This window comes from Rhodoferax sp. TS-BS-61-7 (assembly GCF_002943465.1).
In the GTDB taxonomy this organism is placed as follows: domain Bacteria; phylum Pseudomonadota; class Gammaproteobacteria; order Burkholderiales; family Burkholderiaceae_C; genus Allorhodoferax.
The window spans coordinates 223,149-246,310 of the sequence record NZ_PTQY01000001.1 but is presented as its reverse complement, the minus strand read 5'-3'; the positions used below and the strand labels follow the sequence as shown (position 1 = coordinate 246,310).

Genomic DNA, 23,162 nt, shown 5'->3' with positions numbered 1-23,162 from the left:
ATAGGTGGGGGCAAGCCAGGCTTATGCAAGCCCGCGCTGGGCGGCGTCGCGTTCGGCAGCCTCCAGCGTGTTCACCAACAGCATGGTGATGGTCATGGGGCCCACGCCGCCAGGCACGGGGGTGATGTGGCTGGCCACCTGGCTGACGCCAGCAAAGTCCACGTCGCCACACAGCTTGCCCGCATCGTCACGGTTCATGCCCACGTCAATCACCACGGCGCCGGGTTTGACCATGTCAGCGGTCAGCACATTGCGCTTGCCCACCGCGGCCACTACCACGTCGGCTTGTAGGGTCATGGCCTTGAGGTCGGGGGTGGCGCTGTGGCATACCGTGACGGTGGCGTTCTGTTGCAGCAACATCATGGCCATGGGTTTGCCCACGATGTTGGAGCGGCCAATGACGACTGCATGTTTGCCACGCAAGTTGTAGCCAATGCTCTCCAGCATCTTCATGCAGCCGTAGGGCGTGCAGGGCCAAAAACCGGGTTGGCCCACCATGAGCGCACCGGCGCTGGCCACGTGGAAACCGTCCACGTCCTTGGCGGGGGAGATGGCTTCAATGACCTTGTGCGCATCGATGTGGGCGGGCAGGGGCAGTTGCACCAGGATGCCGTGGATGCTGGGATCGTTGTTGAGCGCGTCCACGCGGGCCAGCAGTTCGGCCTCGGTCATGGTGGCGTCGTACTTTTCCAGCACCGAGTGCAGGCCGGCGTCGGTGCAGGCCTTGACCTTGTTGCGCACATAAACCTGGCTGGCCTGGTTGTCACCCACCAGCACCACGGCCAGGCCGGGCGTCAGGCCACGGGCCTTGAGGGCGGTGGTGCGGCTGGCGACGTCACCACGCAATTGGGCGGCCAGGGCGTTGCCGTCGATGGTCTGGGCGGAAGATACGGTCATGGTTCTGTCTTGAAGTAAAAACGCCCGCAGCGGAGGCAGAGCGGGCGCAAGGTGCTATAAAAATGGGAGCGTCAGGTTTTTGGTGCGTTCTGGCCCAAGGCAATTTTGAGCAGATCGGCCACGGTGTTGGCGCTGAGTTTTTCCATGATATTGGCGCGGTGCGCCTCCACCGTTTTGATGCTGATGCCCAGGTCGTCGGCAATCTGTTTGTTCAGGCGGCCGGCCACGATGCGTTCGAGCACCTGGCTTTCGCGCAGCGTGAGCTTGGAGAGCAGGGCGTCGCGGCTGACCGCGAGCTGGTAGTCGGCAAAGGTGTCCTTGGCGTGTTCCAGCATGCGTTCCACCAGGCTGACCAGTTGGTCTTCCTTGAACGGTTTCTGGATGAAGTCCATGGCGCCTTTTTTCATGCTGTCCACGGCCATGGGCACATCGCCGTGGCCAGTGATGAAGACGATGGGCAGGGGAGACTTGGCTTCGATCAGGCGGCTTTGCAGCTCCAGGCCGGTCATGCCACCCATGCGGATGTCCACAATCAGGCAGGCCACTTCGCGCGCGTCGTAGCGGCTCAAAAAGGATTCGGCGGAATCAAAACACCGTACCCGGTAACCCTTGCCCTCCAGCAGCCATTGCAGGGAGTCCCGCACTGCTTCGTCGTCATCGACTACGTAAACCGTTCCTTTTTTGGGGATCAAGCTCATTCAGTTATCCGAGGTTGGGTTGGGGTGCGGGCGGCTCTGCATAGGTCAGAGCGCCACCTTCGGTCAGGGGCACCCAGAAGGAGAAGCGGCACCCTGACACATCCGTCCCATTGTAGATGTTCTCCGCGGTCATTCGGCCCAGGTGCGACTCGACGATGGAGCGGCACAAATTCAGCCCGATGCCCATGCCATCGGCCTTGGTGGAGTAGAAGGGTTCATAGAGCCGGGCCATCACTTCAGGCGCCAGGCCCTTGCCTGTGTCCTGCACCGAAAACTCCACCACCGTCTTGCCATCGATGTGGCGCGGCAGCACCCGCAACTCGACGATGCGGTCGGAGGTTTGGCGCAGCGCCATGTCGATGGATTCGGCCGCGTTGCGCAGCAGGTTGATCAGCACCTGCTCGATCAGGATCGGGTCCACCAGCACCATGGGCAGGCGGGCCGCCACGTAATGGTTCAGGCGCACATTAAAGCGGCGCAGCTCAATTTCGGCCAGCTCCACGGCCTCGGCCACCATGGTGGGCACGGCGGACTGGGTGCGGTTGGGCTCGCTGCGCTTCACGAAGGACCGGATGCGCTGGATGATCTGACCCGCACGCTGGGCCTGTTTGGCGGTTTTTTCCAGCGCCACCAGCAAGTCCTCTTCGGAAATCTGTTTGTCCTTGATGCGCGAGACCATGCCATTGCAGTAGTTGTTGATGGCGGTCAGCGGCTGGTTCAGTTCGTGCGCCACGCTGGAGGCCATTTCACCCATGGTGATCAGGCGGCTGGACATCTGGGCCCGCTCCGATTGGATGGCGGCCTGCTCCTCGGCCAGGCGCCGGGTGGTGATGTCGGTGGCAATCACCATTTGGGCCAGGCGGCCGTCCACCCAGCTCAGGTAACGCGTGCGCACCTCCAGCCACTTGCCCAGGGCCGGGATGAAGATTTCGGCACTCTCCGTGTCGCTGTCGGGCAGGGCCGTGGTGGGCAGGCCGGCAAAGGAGTCCACGCTGTCCGAAGCCTCGTCATTGGTGAGGTTCATGGGCATGCCTGCTTCGGCCACCAGTTGCAGGTGGCCGCCCGCCTGCACGCCAAACCACTGGCGGTACAGCTTGTTGGCAAACAGCAGCTCGTCGCTACCCAGGGGGGCGACCGAGATGGACGCATCTAGCGCCTCCAGCACCGTGGTGAAGCGCTGGTGCGAGGCAGAGAGCTGCTCGCGCACGCGGTTGGGCTCGGTGATGTCGGTCATGGAGGTGACCCAGCCGGTTTGTGTGCCCATCGCGTCGATCAGCGGCGACACATACAGGCGGGCATCGAACAAGGTGTTGTCGCGCCGCTTCACCCGCACCTGGATGCCGCCGGGCGTGGTGTTGCCGTGCATTTCTTCCTCCAGGCGCGAGGCCAGATGCTCACGGTCACTGTCGGGCCAATAGGGGAAGGGTGCGGTGCGGCCCACCAGGTCCGACTCGCTCCAGCCCGTCATCTGGCAGAAGGCGGCGTTGACATAGGTAATGCGGCCCTGCAGGTCCATGGCGCGCATGCCGGTGAGCATGGAGTTTTCCATGGCGCGGCGGAAATTGGTTTCCGACATCAGCGCCTGCTGGGCCTGCACGCGGCGGCGGGTGTGGCGCCAGTTGGCAATCAGCATCCAGGCGGTCATCACACTCAGCGCGCTGACCAGCCAGAACAGCCCGCTGCCAATCACCCCCAGCGAGGCACGGTAGGCCTGTGCGCGGATGACCAGTCCGGCGCCTACGGGGGAGACCGGCATGGCGTATTCGTTGGCCGGGTTGCTCCAGGGCATCACACGTCCCACCAGTTTGCGGTCCGGCATGCTGGTGCCCGCCAGCAGCTTGCCATTGGCGTCTTGCAGCGAGACCGCATAACGCGCCGACACTTCGGATGGCACGCCGTAGCGGTACAGACCATCGATCGAGTATTCGGTCAGCAGCACGCCTGCAAAGCGCCCGCGCTCGCTCAAGGGCACAAACATCTGCAAGGTGGGGGACTCATCCTTGGCACGCGGGGGCTGGATGTACAGAGGTTGGTTTACCTCGCGGGTCAGGGCGTAACCCGCATCGCGGGCGCCGTACGACAACACGTCGGTGCTGGACTGCAGGCTGCCCGTAAAGTTGCCGCCCATGCCCACACTGGCGCGTGTGCGGCGTTTGTCGTCAACCCAGGCCATGCCCTGTACCTCGGGGTACTGGTCCAGCATGGCGGCGGTGCGCTGGCGGAAGTCGTCCAGGTCGAGCTCGCGGTTGGATATTTCGCGGGCAATGCGGGTGATTTGCTCTTGCCGTTCCAGCAGGCGCAGTCGCAGGCGCTGCTGGGTGTATTCCACGTCGCGCTGCACGGCTTCCTGTTCGCGGTCCATTTCTTCCACGCGCAGGTAGCCCAGGGCCGACACGATGGCTGCAAAAAACAACAACACGGCGGCCAGCGGGGCCAACATGGCGAACCGGTCTTGGCGATGGGGGGTGAGCCGCTGCCACCAGCGGCGTGCGCCGTCCACCGAGGGCAGCGCAATGGGTTTGGGCAAAGAAATCACTTTGTAAAAGGGCATTGCCCAAGTGTAGGGGCGCCAGCTTGACGCTACGCTGCATCAAGGTTACAGGAGGTTTCTGTATATTTCACATTAAGAAATGATTGAGCATGATTTGAAATTTCAAAATAAATATGAGAAACTAGGGCTGCCGCACTAAATTACGCCAAAGTACCAAGAAGGAGACATCGATGGCTGCAGTTCCCCAAAACCCTTTGGGCACGTCCGACGTGGACGGTCAGGAAACCCGTGAATGGATGGACGCCCTGAGCGCCGTCATCGAAAGTGAAGGCCCCGAGCGCGCCCACTTCTTGTTGGAGCAACTGCTGGAGCATGCCCGCCAGAAGAGCATCGACATGCCTTTTTCGGCCAACACTGGCTATGTAAACACCATTGAGCCCTCCGAAGAAGAGCGCTCTCCCGGCAACCTGGAAATTGAAGAGCGCCTGCGCGCCTACATGCGCTGGAACGCCATGGCCATGGTGGTCAAGGCCAACCGCCACCACCCCGTGGACGGCGGTGACCTGGGCGGCCACATCGGTTCGTTCGCCTCGCTGGCCAGCCTGTTTGGCGCCGGTTTCAACCACTTTTGGCACGCCGAGAGCGAAGGCCATGGCGGTGACTGTCTGTATATCCAAGGCCACGTGTCGCCCGGCGTCTACGCCCGCGCCTACCTGGAAGGGCGCCTGACGGAAGAGCAACTGCTGAACTTCCGCCAGGAAGTGGACGGCAAGGGCCTGTCCAGCTACCCGCACCCCAAGCTGATGCCCGAGTTCTGGCAGTTCCCCACGGTATCCATGGGCCTGGGCCCATTGATGGCCATCTACCAAGCCCGTTTCCTGAAGTACCTGCATGCCCGTGGCATTGCCAACACCGAGAACCGCAAAGTCTGGGTGTTCTGTGGCGACGGTGAGATGGACGAAGTGGAAAGCCTGGGCGCGATCGGCCTGGCCGCACGCGAAAAGCTGGACAACCTGGTGTTCGTCATCAACTGCAACCTGCAGCGCCTGGACGGCCCAGTACGCGGCAACGGCAAGATCGTGCAAGAGCTGGAAGGTGAATTCCGCGGCGCCGGCTGGAACGTGATCAAGCTGCTGTGGGGCTCCGGTTGGGATGCCCTGCTGGCGCGCGACAAGGAAGGCGCCCTGAAGAAGCTGATGATGGACACGCTGGATGGCGACTACCAGGCCATGAAGGCCAACGACGGTGCCTACGTGCGCAAGCATTTCTTCGGCAAAGACCCGCGCACGCTGGAGATGGTGTCCAAGATGTCGGACGAAGAAATCTTCGACCTGCGCCGTGGCGGCCACGACTCCAAGAAGGTGTACGCCGCCTTCCACAAGGCTGTGAACCACAAAGACCAGCCCACCGTGCTGCTGATCAAGACCGTCAAGGGTTTTGGCATGGGCAAGAGTGGTGAAGGCAAGAACACTGTGCACCAGACCAAGAAGCTGACCGACGAGGATATCAAGGCCTTCCGCGACCGCTTCAACATTCCCGTGCCAGACAGCGATCTGCCCAATGTGCCGTTCTACAAACCGGCCGATGACACCCCTGAAATGAAGTACCTGCACGAGCGCCGCAAGGCCTTGGGCGGTTACCTGCCACACCGCCGCGTGAAGGCCGACGAATCGTTCACCGTGCCCTCGCTGGAAACCTTCAAGGCCGTGATGGAGCCCACCGCCGAAGGCCGTGAGATCAGCACCACACAAGCTTATGTGCGCTTTTTGACCCAGCTGCTGCGCGACCAGGCCCTGGGCCCCCGCGTGGTGCCAATTCTGGTAGACGAGGCCCGTACTTTTGGTATGGAAGGCCTGTTCCGCCAAGTCGGTATCTACAACCCGGCAGGCCAGTTGTACACCCCGGTCGACAAAGACCAAGTCATGTACTACAAGGAAGACAAGGCCGGCCAGATCCTGCAAGAGGGCATCAACGAAGCCGGCGGCATGAGCAGCTGGATTGCGGCTGCCACCAGCTACTCCACGAGTAACCGCATCATGGTGCCGTTCTACGTGTATTACTCGATGTTCGGCTTCCAGCGCATTGGCGATCTGGCCTGGGCGGCGGGTGACATGCAAGCCCGCGGCTTCTTGTTGGGCGGCACATCGGGCCGTACCACGCTGAACGGCGAGGGCCTGCAGCACGAAGACGGTCACAGCCACATCATGGCCGGCACGATTCCCAACTGCATCAGCTACGACCCGACCTTCGCGCACGAAGTGGGTGTGATCTTGCACCACGGTTTGAAGCGCATGGTGGAGAAGCAGGACAACGTCTTCTACTACCTGACGCTGCTGAACGAAAACTACGCCATGCCCGGCCTGAAGGCGGGCACCGAAGAGCAGATCATCAAGGGCATGTACCTCTGCAAGGAAGGCCCCGCGCTGACCAAGAAGGCACCCCGCGTGCAACTGTTGGGTTCGGGCACCATCCTGCGCGAAAGCATTGCCGCGCAAGAGCTGCTGGAAAAAGAGTGGGGCGTGGGCGCCGATGTCTGGAGCTGCCCAAGTTTCAATGAACTGACCCGTGACGGCCAGGACGCAGACCGCTGGAACCTGCTGCACCCGCTGGAAACACCGCGCGTGTCGTTTGTGGAACAGCAACTCGGCAAGTCCACCGGCCCCGTGGTCGCGTCGACCGACTACATGAAGGCCTATGCCGAGCAGATTCGCCCCTTCGTGCCCAAGGGCCGTACCTACAAGGTGCTGGGCACCGACGGCTTTGGTCGCTCCGACTTCCGCAGCAAGCTGCGCGAGCACTTCGAGGTGAACCGCCACTACATCGTGGTGGCCGCCTTGAAGGCGCTGAGCGAAGACGGTACGGTGCCCGTGGCGAAAGTGGCGGAAGCCATTGCCAAATATGGCATCAACGCTGACAAAGTGAACCCCCTGTACGCCTAAGCACCGGAGACAAACAACATGGCAATCGTAGAAGTACAAGTCCCGGACATTGGCGACCTCGACGAGGTGGCGGTGATCGAGGTGATGGTCAAGGTGGGCGACACGGTCAAGGCCGAACAAAGCCTGATCACTGTGGAGAGCGACAAGGCCTCCATGGAAATCCCGTCCAGCACCGCCGGTGTGGTCAAGGAGATCAAGGTCAAGCTGGGCGACAAGGTCAAGCAAGGCTCCGTCGTGCTGGTGCTGGAAGCTGAAGGCGGCGCTGCCGCCCCGGTTTCTGAGTCCAAAGCGGCTGCAGCCCCCGTAGCTGCTGCGCCAGCAGCTCCTGTTTCTGTAGCGCCTGCGCCCGTTGCAGCCCCTGCAGCGTCCGGCCCCGTGGAAGTTCGCGTGCCCGACATTGGTGATTTCAAGGATGTGGCCGTCATTGAGTTGCTGGTCAAGGTGGGCGACACCATCAAGGTGGAGCAAAGCCTGATCACCGTGGAGTCCGACAAGGCCTCCATGGAGATCCCGTCCAGCACCGCCGGTGTGGTGAAGGAGATCAAGGTCAAGATTGGTGACACCGTGAACATCGGTGACCTGGTGGTGGTGTTGGATGGCGTAGTGGGCGCAGCCCCTGCGGCCGCACCCGCTGCCCCCGCCTCTGCGGCCACCGCCGCAGCGCCGGCACCGGCTGCCGCTGCTGCAGTGGCTGCCCCGGCAGCTGCAGTGGCCGTGCCAGCCCATGCCCCCGGTGGCGCCACGCTTGGATTGCCCCACGCGTCGCCTTCGGTGCGCAAGTTTGCGCGTGAACTCGGTGTGCCGCTGAACGAAGTCAAGGGCTCTGGCCCCAAGGGCCGCATCACCGAGGCCGATGTGCAGGGCTTCACCCGCTCCGTGATGAGCGGTGCGGTGCAAACCCTGGCCGCTGCGGCACAGGCCAAAGCGTCTGGTGGCAACGACGGCGCGGGCCTGGGGCTGATCCCCTGGCCGAAGGTGGACTTTGCGAAGTTCGGTCCGATTGAACGCAAGGAAATGTCGCGCATCAAGAAGATCAGCGGCGCCAACCTGCTGCGCAACGCGATCATGATTCCCGCCGTCACCAACCATGACGACGCCGACATCACCGACCTCGAAGCCTTCCGCGTCTCCACCAACAAGGAGAACGAGAAGTCGGGCATCAAGGTCACCATGCTGGCCTTCCTGATCAAAGCCTGCGTGGCCGCGCTGAAGAAGTTCCCCGAGTTCAACAGCTCGCTGGATGGTGACGCGCTGATCTACAAGCAGTACTACCACATCGGTTTTGCGGCGGACACGCCCAATGGCCTGGTGGTGCCCGTGATCAAGGACGCCGACAAGAAGGGCATCTTCCAGATCAGCGCCGAGATGGGCGAGCTGGCCAAAAAGGCGCGCGACGGCAAGCTGAGCCCGGCCGACATGTCCGGTGCCTGCTTCACCATCTCCAGCCTGGGCGGCATTGGCGGGCGTTACTTCACGCCCATCATCAACGCCCCTGAAGTCGCCATCTTGGGCGTCTGCAAGAGCCAAATGGAACCCGTGTGGGACGGCAAGGCCTTTGTGCCGCGCCTGATGCTGCCCTTGTCGCTGACGTGGGACCATCGCGTGATCGACGGCGCAGCCGCTGCACGCTTCAACGTGTACCTGGGCCAGATCCTGGGCGACTTCCGGAGGGTTTTGCTGTGAGCATCGTAGAAATCAAGGTTCCGGATATTGGCGACTTGGACGAAGTCGCGGTCATTGAGTTGCTGGTCAAGGTGGGCGACACCATCAAGGCCGAGCAAAGCCTGATCACCGTGGAGAGCGACAAGGCCTCCATGGAAATCCCCGCCAGCGAAGGCGGCGTGGTCAAAGAGTTGAAAGTGAAGTTGGGCGACAAGGTCAAGCAGGGCACCGTGGTGGTGTTGCTGGAAGCTGCCGGCGCTGCTGCAGCCCCGATTTCAGCACCAAAAGCGGCTCCAGCCCCCGCCACTGCTGCGCCAGCAGCTCCTGTTTCTGTAGCGGCGCCTGCGCCTGCAGCCTCCAGTTTTGGTGGCGCTGCGGATCTGGAGTGCGATGTGGTGGTGATTGGCGGGGGGCCCGGCGGTTATTCCGCCGCCTTCCGTGCGGCCGATCTGGGCCTCAAGGTCATCGTGGTGGAGCGCTACGCCACCCTGGGCGGCGTCTGCCTGAACGTGGGTTGCATCCCCTCCAAGGCGCTGCTGCACGTGGCGGCTGTCATGGACGAAGTCAGCCACATGGCCGACCTGGGTGTGGACTTTGGTGCCCCGACGCTGAACATCGACAAGCTGCGCAGCCACAAGGAAAAGGTTATCGGCAAGCTGACCGGCGGCCTGGCCGCCATGGCCAAGATGCGCAAGGTGACCACCGTGCGCGGCTATGGCAACTTTGTCGGCGCCAACCACCTTGAAGTGGAAGAGACCAGCGGTACCGCGCAAGAGAAGACCGGCAGCAAGAAAGTTATCGCCTTCAAGAACGCCATCATCGCCGCAGGCTCGCAAGCCGTGCGCCTGCCTTTCATGCCCAACGACCCGCGCGTGGTGGACAGCACCGGCGCCTTGGCGCTGACCGGTGTGCCCAAGCGCATGCTGATTCTGGGTGGCGGCATCATCGGCCTGGAAATGGGCACCGTCTACAGCACCCTGGGCGCCCGCCTGGACGTGGTGGAAATGCTGGACGGCCTGATGCAGGGCGCTGACCGCGACCTGGTGAAGATCTGGCAGAAGATGAACGCCAAGCGCTTTGACAACATCATGCTCAAGACGAAGACCGTGTCCGCACGCGCCTTGCCCGAAGGCATTGAGGTGACGTTTGCGCCGGCGGAAGAGGGCGGCACTGCGCCTGCGCCGCAGGTCTATGACCTGGTGCTGCAGGCCGTGGGGCGCACACCCAATGGCAAGAAGATCAGCGCCGAGAAGGCTGGCGTGGCGGTGACCGACCGCGGCTTCATCAACGTCGACATCCAGATGCGTACCAATGTGCCGCACATCTTCGCCATTGGCGACATCGTGGGCCAGCCCATGCTGGCGCACAAGGCAGTGCACGAGGCGCACGTGGCGGCCGAAGTGATTGCGGGTGAACTGCAAGGCAACAAGGAATTGGCGGCTGCTGCCTTCAACGCCCGCGTGATCCCCAGCGTGGCCTACACCGACCCCGAGGTTGCGTGGGTCGGCCTCACCGAAGACCAGGCCAAGGCGCAAGGTATCAAGGTCAAGAAGGGCCTGTTCCCTTGGACGGCATCCGGCCGCGCGATTGCCAACGGCCGCGACGAAGGCGTCACCAAACTGCTGTTTGATGATTCCCCCGAGGCCCACGGCCACGGCAAGATCCTGGGCGGCGGCATGGTCGGCACGCATGCGGGCGACATGATCGGTGAGATCGCGCTGGCCATTGAGATGGGTGCAGATGCGGTGGACATCGGCAAGACCATTCACCCGCATCCCACGCTGGGCGAGAGCATCGGCATGGCGGCGGAGATTGCACATGGCAGCTGCACGGATGTGCCGCCGGCGCGGAAGTAATGCTGAAGAGCCGCTGAATACGCTATAAATTCAGTAGCTGGCCGCGCAGATTCCGTAAGGGCTGCGCGGATTTTTCATTAGATTTTCCAGTGTTTGCCCTGCATGGGTAAGTCGCGCACGGGCCACACGGGGCACAGCATTTGCACCACCTCCACCAGGCTCAACCACTCTACGAAGGGGGCGATCCCAGAAGCGTTGCCCAGTGATGGCTGAAATGGCACCCCTGCTTCGCGCACCAGCACCACATTCGCATTGGTACGGCTCAGCGTTACTTCAGCAAGTGGTTCGGTGTTATCCGAGAAGTTCATGGTTGGTGGCCCGCACGACCTGGTGCGCAACCACCGCTAAACCACCGATCAAGGCCGGTTCTGTGCCGTTGCGCGCAAACATCAACAGTGCTTCGCGAATTTGTTCGGCCAGGTTAGACATGTCTGTGGCGTGGAATGGTGGATGCGGAAATCATAGCGCCCGCTTGGGCATCAGTGCTTGGGTTGGGGGTGGGGCGGCCGCATAATGGCCAATGACCGACGCTTCCCCTCCCCACAAGCGCCGCGTGCGTTACGCGGGCACCCATCCCCGCCAGTTTGAAGACAAATACAAAGAGCTAGACCCCACGCGCCATGCGGCCGAGGTGGACAAGGTCATGCAGCGCGGGCAAACGCCTGCGGGCATGCACCGCTCCATTTGTGTGGACGAAATCCTCGCCATCCTGAAACCCGTGCCGGGTGAAACCGGGCTGGACCTGACCCTGGGTTTTGGCGGCCACACGCTGGCCATGCTGCCGCTGGTGCAGCCGGGTGGGCGCATGTTTGGCATGGATGTGGACCCGATTGAGCTGCCGCGCACCACGGCGCGGCTGCGCAAGCTGGGGTTTGGCGAAGAGGCGCTCAGCGTGCACCGGGCCAACTTCAGCGAGCTGGCCACCTTGCTGCCGCAGGCGGGCGGGGGCTTTGACTTTGTGTTGGCCGACCTGGGCGTGTCGTCCATGCAGATTGACAACCCGGCGCGGGGCTTTAGTTTTCGCGCCGATGGCCCGCTGGATTTGCGTCTGGACCCCAGCAGTGGCCAGTCAGCCAGCGAGTTGTTGTTGTGCGTGACGCGGCACCGGCTGCGTGACCTGCTGACCGACAACTCCGACGAGCCCTTTGCGATTCCCCTGGCCGCAGCCCTGCAAGGCCAGTACCTGGAAACCACGGTGCAGCTGGCTGACCTGGTGCGGGCCACCATGGAGCTGGCCTACAAGCGCAGCATGCCGGCAGAAGAGCGCCTGGTGGAAACCAAGAAGGTGCTGCAGCGCACATTCCAGGCGCTGCGCATTGAGGTGAATGACGAGTTTGGCGTGTTGGATACCATGCTGCGGGACCTGCCCGCCTGCCTGAAACCCGGTGGGCGCGTGGCGATTTTGAGCTTCCATTCTGGCGAAGACCGGCGCGTGAAAAAGTGCTTTCAAACCGGTGAGCGCAACGGCACCTTCAGCAGCGTGGCGGCCGATCCGATTCGCGCCTCGTATGACGAGCAGCGCAGCAATCCGCGCTCATCGTCTGCCAAGTTGCGCTGGGCGGTGCGGGCGCTTCACGGCGGTGCTGTGGCGTGATGGAGCGGGTGACCGTACAAGGGCGGCGTGCGCCGTGGGGCCTGCTGCTTCTGGCTTTCTTGTTGACCGGTTGCGAAAAACCGGAGCCAATAGCCTCGCCTTCTGTCGAGGTGGATCCACTGGCGACGGTGCCACCGGAGCGGGTATTCAAGGGGTTATTGGGGGGCAAGCCCGTACACTTGGTGGTGCATGAATGCAAGGTTTTCCGCGCTACATCGGAGGAGGGCGGTTGGCAGATGGTGCTTGAACCCGAGCCCTATCCGTTCTTCAGCTATTGCGAGCGGCAGACGCTGCTTGTCGAGGGTGGCGCAGTCACGGTCACCTTGGGGCGCATAGCCTTTGGTGCAGGAGGCTGCTGTGCCACCGGCGGTACCTACCGTTCCAAGGATGGCGTGCGCTGGAAGAAGCTGTGAGCGCTGCGCATGCAGATCGCCCGACACGTTGAAGGAGGATGTATTTGAAAAAGCAAAAATTGCCAATAGCAGCCATGCTGCTGTGTGCTGCAAGCGCTGTGGGGGCTTTGGAGCTTCAGCAGCAAAACTTTAGCGACGACGAGATTTTCTCTACCGTGGTCAGCAAGTTCAAAAAATCACTGTCGCACCGCTTCAACCCTGCTGCCAAGGCTGAGCCAAAACCTTTGCTGGTGCTGGGGCCTGCACTGAAATTTGGCAAAAAAATCAAGTCTGCATCATTCAGCCACCTGACGCAGCAAGAACTGGTTGCGCAGCAAGAGGCGGTTTTCATCTTGGTCACCAATGCCTACCCGGATGTAGAGCGCAATGCCCTCTATGTCGAATACGACATCCCCAGCAATGCGTCGTTTGGTGTGTTGCGGGTCTATCCCCAAGACGGTGTGCTGGTGGCGGAAGTGAAGGATGGTTACCGATCCTCCTCCGGGGCCCGAGCAACCTACGGCAAGTTGTACGAAGGCGTGGCCTGCAGGGACAACACGGAAATGGCCTACCGCTGGAACTACTACGAACGCAATGGCGCCAGTGGGCGTTGCCTTGATGTGATGTTCACTGAATTTATGAGCGGGTTTTAGTCCTCAAAGGGCCCAGGCCGTTGTGATAACGGTACCCGCCCCAAAGTGGTGGAAAATAGAGGGCTTTCTGCCCTTGCCTTCTTGGCAGAAACTCCCGCCCGGCTCTTTAACCCTTTAGCTCCTCCCAGCTTGTCCATGCAAGACGTCAATTCCTCCAAGATTTCTGTCGAGAAGATCGGCGGCACCTCCATGACCGCTTTTGGCGATGTATTGCGCCACATCGTGCTGCACGACCCCAAACGCATCTACGGCCGCATTTACGTGGTGTCGGCCTACTCGGGCGTGACCAACCAGTTGCTGGAGCACAAGAAAACCGGTGAACGTGGCATTTACGCCCTGTTTGCCGAGGGCAAGGGTTACCAGGACGCACTGACTGGCCTGTCCGTCAGCCTGAAGAAACTCAACGCCGGGTACGCCGATATCGGCCTGCCATTGGCTGTGGCCGACGCCTTTATCGACCAGCGCATTGCCCAGGCCCGTGAATACCTGGGCGCCATGCAGCACGTGTTGGCCAGCGGTTACCTGAGCCGCCACGACGTGTTGTTGGCCGCGCGCGAAGTGCTGGCCTCCATCGGTGAATCGCACAGCGCGTTCAACTCGGTGGAAATCCTCAAGGCCAATGGCGTGAAGGCCGTGCTGATGGACCTGGCCGGTTTTGACGACAACGAAGCCTGGACGATTGACGAGCGTATTGCCAACAGTTTCAAAGACCTGGACCTGGCCAACAGTGTGATTGTGGCCACCGGTTACACCAAGGGCACCGAAGGCATCATGCGTGAGTTTGACCGTGGCTACTCCGAAGTCACCTTTAGCAAGATCGCCGTGGAAGTGCGCCCGGCCGAGGCCGTGATCCACAAGGAATTCCACCTGTCGTCGGCCGACCCCAACCTGGTGGGTCTGGAAAACGCCATCGTGGTAGGTGCCACCAATTACGACGTGGCCGACCAGCTGGCCGATGTGGGCATGGAAGCGATCCACCCCAAGGCGTCCAAACCCATGGAACTGGCGGGCATCCCCATCCGCTTGAAGAACACCTTTGAGCCGGACCACCCCGGCACGCTGATCACTAAGGACTTTGTGGGCGAACGTGCCCGCGTGGAAATTGTGACGGGCACCGACAAGGTCACGTTGATTGAAATCCACGACCCCAGCATGGTGGGTACCGTGGGGTTTGATGCCAGCCTGATGCAGGTGTTCTGCAAGCACGACATCAGCTACATCCTCAAGGCCACCAACGCCAACTCCATCGCCCATCTGGTGTGGGATAACCAGGTGACGGCCGAACTCGTGGCCGAACTCGAAACCCTGTACCAGGTGGTGACGGTCAAACCCAGCGCCATCGTCTGCACCATCGGCTCCAACATCGGCATCCCCGGTGTGCTGGCTAAGGCCGCGCAAGCGCTGGCCGATGCCCAGGTCAACGTCAACTGCGTGTCACAAACCCTGCGCCAGGTGAATATGCAATTTGTGATCGAGCGCGAAGACTACAAGACCGCCGTCATCGCGCTCAACATGGCCCTGTGCGTCAACTCCGGTACACCCGTGCCGCGCGTCTGACTACCGCTTAAAACGCTATAAATTCAATAGCTGGCCGCGCAGACTCCACGGGGGCTACGCGGCTTTTTTATGCCTAAATATCAGCCGCCACGGAGCAGACCTGGTTGCGCCCACCGTGTTTGGCCTGGTACAGCAGGGCATCGGCGGCTTCCAGCATGTGGTGAAAGCTGCCCACCTGCGTGTCGCTGCTGAGTCCCATGCTGATGGTGATGCGCAGGTCTGGGTGCACCTCGTGCCAGGGGTAGGCTTCTACTCGCAGTCGCAGGGCTTCGCAGGCCTCGCGGGCGTGGGCCAGGTCGGTTTCGGGGAAGGCCACCACAAACTCTTCACCTCCGTAACGTGCCACCAAATCCGAGCTGCGCATGTTTTGCTTCAGGATGTCGCCCAGGCGGCGCAGCACCTCGTCGCCCGTGGCGTGGGAAAAGCGGTCGTTGACACCCTTGAAGTGGTCGATGTCGCACAGTGTCACGCTAAAGGGACGCTGGTAGCGCTGGGCACTGGCAAAGAACTGGGCGCACTGTTCGTCAAAGTGGCGGCGATTGTGCAGGCCGGTTAGCACATCACGCAGGCTCAGCTCACGCATCTGGGTGGCCATGGCCTCGATCTGCGCGTGCGACTGGCGCAGGTCTTCGTATTGCCGCGCAATTTCGTCGCTCATGCGGTTGAAGGCCCGGGCCAGCACACCCACCTCGTTCTCCGATTCCACGGGCACCTGCTGGCGCAGTGCGCCTCCGCCCATGGCCTGCACGGCACCGGTCAAGTTGCGCAGAGATCTGCTTAGGCGGTTGCCCAGAAATAGCCCCAGCAGCAGCGTGAGGGTCAGGCCCACGGTGGTGCCCAGCACCAGCGATTCGCGCATGGCCGAGAGGTAACCCAGGTCCAGGTCGGAGTAGTTGGGCTCGCCCTGCGGTGAGGAATAGGCCACCACCTTGTCGTCGAGCAGGATGGGGAACATGCGGGCCCTGTCTTCGTCGCGGATAGCGTCGCCAGGCTTGTAGGGCGCCAGGGTGAACAGCGAGTTGTAGTTGGCGTCAAACAGGTAGAAGCGAAACGGTGGCCGGTGTAGGCCACCACCCGGTGACGGTGGTGGTGGCTGGTTGCCAGGCTGGGCTACCAGCCCGGGGCCTACAGGGCGGGGGTCTGCCGGCGGTGGCAATACACCCCCCCCTGCATCGGGCCGTGGAGGAGGGCGGTGCCGCTCGGAAAAAGCGCGGAAGCCCTCCACCTTCTGGCCCTCCGCCCAGCTGCCATAGGTCTTGAAGTATTTCTGCACATCGGCCGTGAAGTTTTTGCTGGACTCCTGCATCACCAAAGCGTTGAACTTCTTGGTAAGCCGCTGGTAGGCCAACCCACCCACGATAGCGGTGGACGCCAGGCTGGTGACCAGCAGGCAGGCAATGAGTTCGGTGCGCAGTGACAGGTTCCAGCGCGGGAGCAAAGTGGCCATGGGTTCTCTCAGTGAATCAAGGCGTTATTAGCGCGCGGCTTGCAGGGCGGACTGCAGTGTCTCCACGCTGATGCCCAGTTTGGCGGCAGCGGCGCGCAGGTCCGGTGGTGGTGGTCCCAGCGCTTCGCGCAGCTTCTGTGCGCTGATGCCTAAAGTGGCCGCTACCTTGTTCAGATCGGGCGGTGCGCCAGCAGGGCCGCCGGGTGGCGCTGCAGCACCGCCTTCCGGAGGCCGGCCACCGGGGGCGTTCATGGTGCGCTGGGGGCGGGGACCGCTGATGGTGGACACGTCGGCCTGTTTGTAGCTGCCGCGCAGGCAGCCCGCGGTGTAGGGGAAGTCGGGCGTGGCGTGGTAGTGGTACATGGCCACCTGCTTGCCCTCCCAGGGGATGGTGTGGGTGTGGCCATGGCATTCGTCCAGGTCTTTGCTGCGCAGGGCCTGGCCCTTTTCACCGTAGGGGCCATAGATGCCAAAACCATCCACCAGGTAACCCACCAGGGCAGAGTGGCCGTTGGGTTCGCGTGGGTCAGCCACGCAGCTGCTGAGGCTGTGGTAGTGGTACACACCCGACTCCTGCGGGTGGCCCTGGCACGCGTCCTGGGTTTCGTGGGCCACCGCGTCGCGGCCCGGCGCGTCCAGCGCGTTGAACAACACGGCCCCGCTCAAGAGAAACCCGATCGCCCCCGGCGCGCAACTGGCCTGCGCGGCCAGCGTGGGCCACAGCGGCAGTGCCACCTGCATGGTCTGCGCCTGGATGCGGTTGGGGTTGCGGTCGTAGCGGTAGGCCTCGCTGTTGCTGGGGACTGGAAAGCTGCCTGTGGTGTGGTTGGGCAGGTCGTTGCCGCTGAACACGCGCTGGTTTTGCTCCACGCTGAGCTTGAACTGCGACGGCCAGCTCACCTGCCCCGGTACTACCGCCTTGGCGGTCAGGTCATACGTGCCGTTGGCGGTGTTGATCCACGGACCCACACGCTGGGCACCACCCGCCTGCGGGTTGATGTGGCAGGCCCAGATCCAGCCGACCTTGGGCGACTGTGAAATCTTGCCATCGCCCAGGGGCAGGGCGGTCAGGTCATGGCCATGCCCCGAGGTGGACACGATGGCCCATGCCAGGGCGGTCACTGTTGCTTTCATCCAAGGCCTCCACAGGTTGCACCGAGTGGGCACAAGGATACGGCATGCCAGTGGCACCCGATGCGGCGTTTTACACCCGCTGTTTGTCCAGCTTGCGGCTCAGGGTGCGGCGGTGCATGCCCAGGCGGCGGGCGGCTTCGGAGATGTTGAAGTCACTCTCGGCCAGCACTTCGTGGATGCGTTCCCACTCCAGTGTCTTGATGGAGCTGGAGCGGTTGGTCAGCGCGACTTCGGTGTTGCCTTCTTCTAGGCCGAAGGCGGCCTCGATGTCGTCGGTGTTGGAGGGTTTGGCCAGGTAGTGCAAGGCGCCTAGCTTGATGGCCTCTACGGCCGTGGCAATGCTGGCAAACCCCGTGAGCACGACGATGCGCATGGCCTCGCTGTGTGCATGCAGCGCGCGCACGCAGGCCAGGCCGGTGGCTTCGCCCTTGAGTTTCAGGTCGACCACGGCGTAGGCCGGCGTGTGTGTGGCCAGCAGGGCCTCCATGGCGGCCATACCGTCGGCGTGCAGCACGCGGTAGCCGCGCCGCTCGAAAGAGCGCGTCAGGGTGCGGGCAAAGGCCTCGTCGTCTTCGACGATGAGCAGCAGGCGTTCAGTGTCCATGGTCTTCCTGGTTGGCGTCTTGCAAGGTGATAGCCGACAGCGACAGCGTGATGGTGACCTCGGCACCGCCCTCTGGTCGGTTACGCGCCACCACACTGCCGCCCAGGGTGCGTGCCACGTTCATGGACAGGAACAGGCCCAAGCCCCCGCCGGGCCGCCCTTTGGTGGACTGGTAGGGGATGCCAATCTGCGCCAGCAGGCTGGGCGAAAAGCCTGGGCCCTGGTCGCTGACCACGATGCGCAGCACGTCGGCGTCGCGCTCGGCCTGCAGGCGCACCCAGTGTGGGGAGGCGTCACGCGCATTGTCCAGCACGTTAAACACCATTTGCTGCAACGTGGTGTCGGCCACCATGGGGCTGTCGTGCTGGATGCGGTTGTCATACACAAACTGGTCCACCGAACGGGTGGTGCGCCAGTCTTGCACCAGGGTGTCCAGAAACTGGCGCACCGTGGTCTGCACCGACGACTCGCCCCGTGTTTCGCCGGCCGACAGCAGGATGCCGCTGACAATGCTTTTGCAGCGTTTGACCTGGGCCTCCATCTCGGCAATGTCTTCCTGCAGCGTGGCGTCGGCGCCCAGCGCCTGCATGTGTTTCCAGTCGCCCAGAATCACTGCCATGGTGGCCAGTGGTGTGCCCAGCTCATGGGCCGCGCCCGATGCCAACAGGCCCATGCGCACAATGTGTTCTTCTTCTGCCGCCCGCTGGCGCACGGCGGCCAGGCGGGCGTCGCGCCGGCGCAGGTTGTAGTTGATGCGCGTGATGAAGATGACCACCAGAATGGCGTTGAGTGCAAAACACACCAGCAGGCCCACCACATAGGGGCTGCTCCAGCCATCCTGCAAGTTGGGCGCCAGCGGCAGTGGGCGGCTGTGCTGCGCCAGCAGCGCCACGCAGGCCGATGCCATCCCTACGATGGACCAGAGGTAACCGCCGCGCAGCAGCATGGCACCCACGGCAATCTGCAGCAGGTACAAAAACACAAACGGGTTGCTGATACCCCCGCTCAGGTACAGCAGCGCCGTCAGTGCGGCCACGTCCACCAGCAGGGCAAAAAACAGCTCGATGTCGTGTACTGGGCGGCGGGTGCGCCAGCGCAGCAGGCTGGCCAGGTTGATGAGCACCAGGCAGCCCACGATGGCCAGCATGGCTTGCAGGGGCAGCGGCAGGCGCAGGCTGTAGTGGGTCACCTCGATGGTGAGCAACTGCCCGACCACCGCAATCCAGCGCAGCTGAATCAGCTGTTGCAGGTTTTTGCGCCCGGCCGCGGCGCTGGCGGAGCGGGCCTTGTGCAGGGGCAGAGGGGAAAGCTTAGGGCTGCTGGTCATGGGCGGGGTGGTGGAGGGCGGCGGCACGCAGCCTGCGCTCATAGCGTGCCACAAGCAGTGCCGATCCTGCAACCATCAGGGCCAGCCCGAACCAGGTGAGTGCGTAGACCAGGTGGCTGTTGGAGAACTGCACCACCGTCAGCCCCGGGCGGGGCCACACACCTTGCATGGCAGGGGGAAGTTCTACCGAGGCACCGCCTTGCAACACCGGCATGCCGGCGTCCACAAAAAATGGCGCTGCCTGCGCCAGCTGCTGGGCCTGGGCGATGGCGGCCACATCGCGCGAGTGCCAGCGCTGCTGCGCAGGGTCGTTGCGGCGCAGAAAACCACCACCGGGTTCACTCATGCGCAGCAGGCCGTCCACCGTCACCCATGCCGCGGCAGTGGTTGGTGTGTCGGTGGGTAGCCACTGCGTGCGCTGGGCTTGCGGCACAAAACCGCGGTTCACCAACACCTGGGTGCCGTCGGCTTGTTGCAGCGGGGTGAGCACCCAGTAGCCTGCGCCCAGCGCCGTGGTGGCCTGGGTGAGCACGGTTTTGTGGGGAAGCCAGTGCCCCTGCAGGCGTACGGCCAGGTACTCATACCGTGCCGCATCTACCTGCGGCCACAACGCGGGCGCCGGTGTGGCCACGGGCGTGGCCTGGATGCGCTGCGTCACGCGGTCTATCAGGTTCAGCTTCCAGGCGCGGCGCTGCACTTGCCACACGCCCAGCGCACTAAACCCGACAAACAGCGTGATGCCCAGCACCGCAAGCAGTGCCAGCATCCAGGTGGGATGCGTGGGCTGGCGGGGCGATGCGGGGGCTGGCACTGCGTGATGTGTCAGGGTGTGCCGTGGTGTGCCGCGGCGGGCGCAGCCCCTGGCTGCACCGCTGCGGGTAGGACGGGTTGTGTGGGGTGTGCGGGCATCATGTTGCTGTTCATGTGGAACATGACCCACAGCGTGCCGGCAATGGCAATGGCCACAAAGACCACGGTGAAGATGGTAGACAGCAGGGTCCAGCCGCCTTCGACCTTGCCGTTCATGTGCAGGAAACACACCATGTGCACCAAAATCTGCACCACGGCAAAACCGCCGAGCACCAGGATGGCGGTGTTGCGGTCGGCAATCACCTTGCTCATGACCAGCCAGAACGGAATGGCCGTGAGGATGATGGACAGCACAAAGCCGGTCATGTAGCCAGAGAGCGTGCTGTGGGGGCCGTCTTCTGCATGGTGTTCATCATGGCCATGCCCCGCGTGGGTAGCGGCGTGTGCGGTGTGTTGTGCGGCGCTCATTTACAGCACTCCCATCAGGTAGACAAAGGTGAAGACACCGATCCAGACCACGTCCAGAAAATGCCAGAACATGGACAGGCACATCAGGCGACGGGTGTTGGCGGGAATCAGCCCGTGTTTGCTGATCTGCAGCATCAGCACCACCAGCCAGATCAGGCCAAAGGTCACGTGCAGGCCGTGGGTGCCCACCAGGGTGAAAAAGGCCGACAGAAAGGCGCTGCGCTGCGGACCGGCGCCCTGGTGAATCAGATGGTAGAACTCGTACAGCTCCAACCCCAGGAAACACAGGCCAAACAGCCCGGTGACGCCCAGCCACAGCAGCGTGCCTTTCACATCATTCATCTGCTTGCGCAGCATGGCAAAGCCGAAGGTGATGGACGAGAGCAACAAAAAGGCCGTGTTGATGGCCACCAGCGTCAGGTCGAACAGCTGCGCGCCCGTGGGCCCCGCCGCATAACTGCGGCCCAACACGCCGTAGGTGGCAAACAGGGCCGCAAAGATGAGGCAGTCGCTCATCAGATAGAGCCAGAAGCCCAGGGCGGTGCCGTTCTCGGGGTGGGGCTCGTGGGCGAGGTGGTACTCGCGCGGGGCCATTGCGCCAGCGGCGCTTGTGTGCAGGGTGGTATCAGACATGGCGGGCCAGTTGCAGTGTGCGGGCTTCTTCGGTGGCGATCACATCGGCCGCCGGAATGTAGAAATCACGCTTGTAGTTGAAGGTGTGGGCGATGCAGGCAAACAGCAGTGCGGCAAACGACACGCCGGCCAGCAGCCACATGTGCCAGATCAGCGCAAAACCAAACACCAGCGACAAGGCCGAGATCACTGCACCGGCACCGGTGTTGGCCGGCATGTGGATGGGCGCAAAGCCGCTCAGGGGGCGTTGGTAGCCGTGTTTTTTCATGTCCCACCAGGCGTCGATGCTGTGCACCACGGGGGTAAAGGCAAAGTTGTAATCGGGCGGGGGCGAGGAGGTGGCCCACTCCAGCGTGCGCGCATCCCAGGGGTCGCCGGTGTGGTCACGCAGTTCTTCGCGCTTCAGGTAGCTCACCACCAGCTGGATCAGGAAGCAGGCAATACCCGCCGCAATCATGGCAGCGCCAATGGCAGCCACGACAAAGTACGGTTGCAGTGAGGTGTCTTCGAAGTGGTTGGCGCGGCGGGTCACACCCATCAGGCCCAGCACATAGAGCGGGCCGAACGCCACCCAGAAGCCGACCACCCACAGCCAGAAGGAGCGCACGCCCCAGGTACGGTCCAGCTTGTAACCAAAGGCCTTGGGGTACCAGTAGTTGATGCCGGCAAACAGGCCGAACAACACACCGCCGATGATCACGTTGTGGAAGTGGGCGATCAGGAACAGGCTGTTGTGCAACACGAAGTCGGCCGGGGGCACCGCCAGCAGCACGCCGGTCATGCCACCGATGGCAAAGGTCACCATGAAGGCCACGGTCCACATCATGGGCAGCTCGAAACGGATGCGGCCCTTGTACATGGTGAACAACCAGTTGAAGATCTTGGCCCCGGTGGGGATCGAGATGATCATCGTCGTGATACCGAAGAAGGTGTTCACGCTCGCGCCCGAACCCATCGTGAAGAAGTGGTGCAACCAGACCAGGTACGACAGGATGGTGATGACCACCGTGGCGTAGACCATGGAGGTGTAGCCAAACAAGCGTTTCTTGCAGAAGGTGGCCACCACCTCGGAGAAGATGCCGAAGCAGGGCAGGATCAGGATGTAGACCTCGGGGTGACCCCAGATCCAGATCAGGTTCACATAGAGCATGGGGTTGCCACCCAGCTCGTTGGTGAAGAAATTGGTGCCTACGTAGCGGTCCAGCGACATCAGCACCAGCGCTGCGGTCAGCACGGGGAAGGAGGCCACGATGAGTGCGTTGGTGCACAGCGCGGTCCAGGTGAACACGGGCATCTTCATCAGGCTCATGCCCGGCGCGCGCATCTTGATGATGGTGACGATCAGGTTAATGCCCGAGAGCGTGGTGCCCACCCCCGCAATCTGCAGGGCCCAGATGTAGTAGTCCAGCCCGGTGCTGGGGCTCTGCGCGCCCAGGTTAGACAACGCCAACCAGCCGGAGGTCGAGAACTCACCCAGGAACAGCGAAACCATCACCAGCACTGCGCCGGCGGTGGTCATCCAAAAGCTGAAGTTATTGAGGAAGGGGAAGGACACATCGCGTGCGCCAATCTGCAGTGGCACGAGGTAGTTCATGAGCCCCGTGACCAGCGGCATGGCCACGAAGAAGATCATGATCACGCCGTGGGCGGTGAAGATCTGGTCGTAGTGGTGCGGCGGCAGATAGCCCATGTTGTCGCCAAAGGCCATGGCCTGTTGCAGGCGCATCATCACGGCGTCTGCAAAGCCGCGCAGCAGCATGAGGATGCCCAGAATCATGTACATGATGCCGATCTTTTTGTGGTCGATGCTGCAAATCCAGTCACGCCACAGCGGGCCCCAAAGGCGGAATTTGGTGATGGCAGCTACCACACCAAGGCCGCCCAGCACCACGGCAATAAAGGTCCACAGCACGATGGGCTCGTGCGCCATGGGGACGGCGTCCCAGTTCAGCCGGCCCAGGGCCCAGTGGGAGGGGGAGACAGTTTCAGAAGACATGGAA

Annotated in this window: 20 protein-coding genes; 7 read left to right on the top strand and 13 right to left on the bottom strand. The window is 62.6% G+C overall.

Annotation, left to right across the window (positions count from 1 at the left end; translation table 11 throughout):
- Nucleotides 1–21 precede the first annotated feature (21 nt).
- From folD to C5F53_RS01110, 3 genes are all read right to left on the bottom strand, one after another.
- Complete coding sequence (folD, locus tag C5F53_RS01120) at nucleotides 22–897, bottom strand: bifunctional methylenetetrahydrofolate dehydrogenase/methenyltetrahydrofolate cyclohydrolase FolD (protein ID WP_105259500.1); 876 nt, start codon at nucleotides 895–897, stop codon at nucleotides 22–24.
- A 71-nt stretch (nucleotides 898–968) separates the two neighbouring features.
- On the bottom strand, nucleotides 969–1,595 hold the full coding sequence (locus C5F53_RS01115) for a response regulator transcription factor (protein ID WP_094478892.1): 627 nt from the start codon (nucleotides 1,593–1,595) through the stop codon (nucleotides 969–971).
- A gap of 4 nt (nucleotides 1,596–1,599) precedes the next feature.
- A complete protein-coding gene (locus C5F53_RS01110) occupies nucleotides 1,600–4,146 on the bottom strand; it encodes a PAS domain-containing sensor histidine kinase (protein WP_201740766.1) in 2,547 nt (848 codons plus the stop codon).
- A 170-nt stretch (nucleotides 4,147–4,316) separates the two neighbouring features.
- Here C5F53_RS01110 and aceE point away from each other — a divergent pair, with 170 nt between their 5' ends.
- From aceE to lpdA, 3 genes are read left to right on the top strand one after another with little or no spacing between them, the layout of a single operon-like run.
- A complete protein-coding gene (gene aceE / locus C5F53_RS01105) occupies nucleotides 4,317–7,025 on the top strand; it encodes a pyruvate dehydrogenase (acetyl-transferring), homodimeric type (RefSeq protein WP_105259499.1) in 2,709 nt (902 codons plus the stop codon).
- A gap of 18 nt (nucleotides 7,026–7,043) precedes the next feature.
- Nucleotides 7,044–8,708, top strand: a complete 1,665-nt coding sequence (aceF, locus tag C5F53_RS01100; RefSeq protein ID WP_105259498.1) for a dihydrolipoyllysine-residue acetyltransferase — start codon at nucleotides 7,044–7,046, stop codon at nucleotides 8,706–8,708.
- Nucleotides 8,705–10,543, top strand: coding sequence for a dihydrolipoyl dehydrogenase (gene lpdA / locus C5F53_RS01095; RefSeq protein WP_105259497.1), 1,839 nt, complete (start codon nucleotides 8,705–8,707; stop codon nucleotides 10,541–10,543). The genes aceF and lpdA overlap by 4 nt, the downstream gene beginning before the upstream one ends.
- 77 nt (nucleotides 10,544–10,620) lie before the next feature.
- Here the strand turns inward: lpdA and C5F53_RS20015 are convergent, their stop codons facing one another.
- Together C5F53_RS20015 and C5F53_RS20205 are read right to left on the bottom strand one after the other, a co-directional pair.
- A complete protein-coding gene (locus C5F53_RS20015) occupies nucleotides 10,621–10,851 on the bottom strand; it encodes a hypothetical protein (RefSeq protein ID WP_146097263.1) in 231 nt (76 codons plus the stop codon).
- On the bottom strand, nucleotides 10,835–10,972 hold the full coding sequence (locus tag C5F53_RS20205) for a hypothetical protein (protein WP_161499861.1): 138 nt from the start codon (nucleotides 10,970–10,972) through the stop codon (nucleotides 10,835–10,837). Before C5F53_RS20205 ends, C5F53_RS20015 begins: the two co-directional genes overlap by 17 nt.
- Nucleotides 10,973–11,063: 91 nt before the next feature.
- Between C5F53_RS20205 and rsmH the strand changes: the two genes are divergently transcribed.
- The 4 genes from rsmH to C5F53_RS01075 all read left to right on the top strand — a co-directional run bounded on the left by rsmH (nucleotide 11,064) and on the right by C5F53_RS01075 (nucleotide 14,739).
- Complete coding sequence (gene rsmH / locus C5F53_RS01090; protein WP_105259496.1) at nucleotides 11,064–12,137, top strand: 16S rRNA (cytosine(1402)-N(4))-methyltransferase RsmH; 1,074 nt, start codon at nucleotides 11,064–11,066, stop codon at nucleotides 12,135–12,137.
- Entirely contained in the window at nucleotides 12,137–12,550 is a 414-nt protein-coding gene (locus C5F53_RS01085) for a hypothetical protein (RefSeq protein WP_105259495.1), read from the top strand. Before rsmH ends, C5F53_RS01085 begins: the two co-directional genes overlap by 1 nt.
- A gap of 44 nt (nucleotides 12,551–12,594) precedes the next feature.
- Entirely contained in the window at nucleotides 12,595–13,182 is a 588-nt protein-coding gene (locus C5F53_RS01080) for a hypothetical protein (protein ID WP_146097262.1), read from the top strand.
- A 135-nt stretch (nucleotides 13,183–13,317) separates the two neighbouring features.
- Nucleotides 13,318–14,739, top strand: coding sequence for an aspartate kinase (locus tag C5F53_RS01075; RefSeq protein WP_105259493.1), 1,422 nt, complete (start codon nucleotides 13,318–13,320; stop codon nucleotides 14,737–14,739).
- 73 nt (nucleotides 14,740–14,812) lie between these two features.
- Here C5F53_RS01075 and C5F53_RS01070 read toward each other — a convergent pair whose 3' ends face one another.
- The 8 genes from C5F53_RS01070 to cyoB all read right to left on the bottom strand — a co-directional run bounded on the left by C5F53_RS01070 (nucleotide 14,813) and on the right by cyoB (nucleotide 23,158).
- Nucleotides 14,813–16,186 (bottom strand): GGDEF domain-containing protein, encoded by a 1,374-nt coding sequence (locus C5F53_RS01070; RefSeq protein WP_236635166.1) that lies wholly within the window; start codon nucleotides 16,184–16,186, stop codon nucleotides 14,813–14,815.
- Between the two features lie 27 nt (nucleotides 16,187–16,213).
- Nucleotides 16,214–17,320 carry a YHYH protein gene (locus tag C5F53_RS01065; RefSeq protein ID WP_105259492.1) on the bottom strand — a complete coding sequence of 369 codons (1,107 nt, stop codon included), beginning with the start codon at nucleotides 17,318–17,320 and terminating at the stop codon, nucleotides 16,214–16,216.
- Nucleotides 17,321–17,390: 70 nt separating this feature from the next.
- On the bottom strand, nucleotides 17,391–17,924 hold the full coding sequence (locus tag C5F53_RS01060; protein ID WP_105259491.1) for a response regulator transcription factor: 534 nt from the start codon (nucleotides 17,922–17,924) through the stop codon (nucleotides 17,391–17,393).
- Complete coding sequence (locus tag C5F53_RS01055; RefSeq protein ID WP_105260343.1) at nucleotides 17,914–19,251, bottom strand: ATP-binding protein; 1,338 nt, start codon at nucleotides 19,249–19,251, stop codon at nucleotides 17,914–17,916. The genes C5F53_RS01060 and C5F53_RS01055 overlap by 11 nt, the downstream gene beginning before the upstream one ends.
- Complete coding sequence (locus C5F53_RS01050; protein ID WP_105259490.1) at nucleotides 19,235–20,017, bottom strand: SURF1 family protein; 783 nt, start codon at nucleotides 20,015–20,017, stop codon at nucleotides 19,235–19,237. The genes C5F53_RS01055 and C5F53_RS01050 overlap by 17 nt, the downstream gene beginning before the upstream one ends.
- A gap of 56 nt (nucleotides 20,018–20,073) precedes the next feature.
- Nucleotides 20,074–20,529, bottom strand: coding sequence for a cytochrome o ubiquinol oxidase subunit IV (gene cyoD / locus C5F53_RS01045; protein ID WP_105259489.1), 456 nt, complete (start codon nucleotides 20,527–20,529; stop codon nucleotides 20,074–20,076).
- A complete protein-coding gene (gene cyoC, locus C5F53_RS01040) occupies nucleotides 20,530–21,162 on the bottom strand; it encodes a cytochrome o ubiquinol oxidase subunit III (protein WP_105259488.1) in 633 nt (210 codons plus the stop codon).
- The gene (gene cyoB / locus C5F53_RS01035) at nucleotides 21,155–23,158 is read right to left on the bottom strand and encodes a cytochrome o ubiquinol oxidase subunit I (protein WP_105260342.1); all 2,004 of its coding nucleotides are present in this window, start codon (nucleotides 23,156–23,158) and stop codon (nucleotides 21,155–21,157) included. The genes cyoC and cyoB overlap by 8 nt, the downstream gene beginning before the upstream one ends.
- Nucleotides 23,159–23,162: the final 4 nt, after the last annotated feature.

Excerpts from the sequence above, each read along its gene's own strand:
- folD (WP_105259500.1), bottom strand. The coding sequence starts at position 897 with ATGACCGTATCTTCCGCCCAGACCATCGACGGCAACGCCCTGGCCGCC.
- C5F53_RS01115 (WP_094478892.1), bottom strand. The coding sequence starts at position 1,595 with ATGAGCTTGATCCCCAAAAAAGGAACGGTTTACGTAGTCGATGACGAC.
- C5F53_RS01110 (WP_201740766.1), bottom strand. The coding sequence starts at position 4,146 with ATGCCCTTTTACAAAGTGATTTCTTTGCCCAAACCCATTGCGCTGCCC.
- aceE (WP_105259499.1), top strand. The coding sequence starts at position 4,317 with ATGGCTGCAGTTCCCCAAAACCCTTTGGGCACGTCCGACGTGGACGGT.
- aceF (WP_105259498.1), top strand. The coding sequence starts at position 7,044 with ATGGCAATCGTAGAAGTACAAGTCCCGGACATTGGCGACCTCGACGAG.
- C5F53_RS20015 (WP_146097263.1), bottom strand. The coding sequence starts at position 10,851 with ATGAACTTCTCGGATAACACCGAACCACTTGCTGAAGTAACGCTGAGC.
- C5F53_RS20205 (WP_161499861.1), bottom strand. The coding sequence starts at position 10,972 with ATGTCTAACCTGGCCGAACAAATTCGCGAAGCACTGTTGATGTTTGCG.
- rsmH (WP_105259496.1), top strand. The coding sequence starts at position 11,064 with ATGACCGACGCTTCCCCTCCCCACAAGCGCCGCGTGCGTTACGCGGGC.
- C5F53_RS01085 (WP_105259495.1), top strand. The coding sequence starts at position 12,137 with ATGGAGCGGGTGACCGTACAAGGGCGGCGTGCGCCGTGGGGCCTGCTG.
- C5F53_RS01075 (WP_105259493.1), top strand. The coding sequence starts at position 13,318 with ATGCAAGACGTCAATTCCTCCAAGATTTCTGTCGAGAAGATCGGCGGC.
- C5F53_RS01070 (WP_236635166.1), bottom strand. The coding sequence starts at position 16,186 with ATGGCCACTTTGCTCCCGCGCTGGAACCTGTCACTGCGCACCGAACTC.
- C5F53_RS01065 (WP_105259492.1), bottom strand. The coding sequence starts at position 17,320 with ATGAAAGCAACAGTGACCGCCCTGGCATGGGCCATCGTGTCCACCTCG.
- C5F53_RS01060 (WP_105259491.1), bottom strand. The coding sequence starts at position 17,924 with ATGGACACTGAACGCCTGCTGCTCATCGTCGAAGACGACGAGGCCTTT.
- C5F53_RS01055 (WP_105260343.1), bottom strand. The coding sequence starts at position 19,251 with ATGACCAGCAGCCCTAAGCTTTCCCCTCTGCCCCTGCACAAGGCCCGC.
- C5F53_RS01050 (WP_105259490.1), bottom strand. The coding sequence starts at position 20,017 with ATGCTGGCACTGCTTGCGGTGCTGGGCATCACGCTGTTTGTCGGGTTT.
- cyoD (WP_105259489.1), bottom strand. The coding sequence starts at position 20,529 with ATGAGCGCCGCACAACACACCGCACACGCCGCTACCCACGCGGGGCAT.
- cyoC (WP_105259488.1), bottom strand. The coding sequence starts at position 21,162 with ATGTCTGATACCACCCTGCACACAAGCGCCGCTGGCGCAATGGCCCCG.
- cyoB (WP_105260342.1), bottom strand. The coding sequence starts at position 23,158 with ATGTCTTCTGAAACTGTCTCCCCCTCCCACTGGGCCCTGGGCCGGCTG.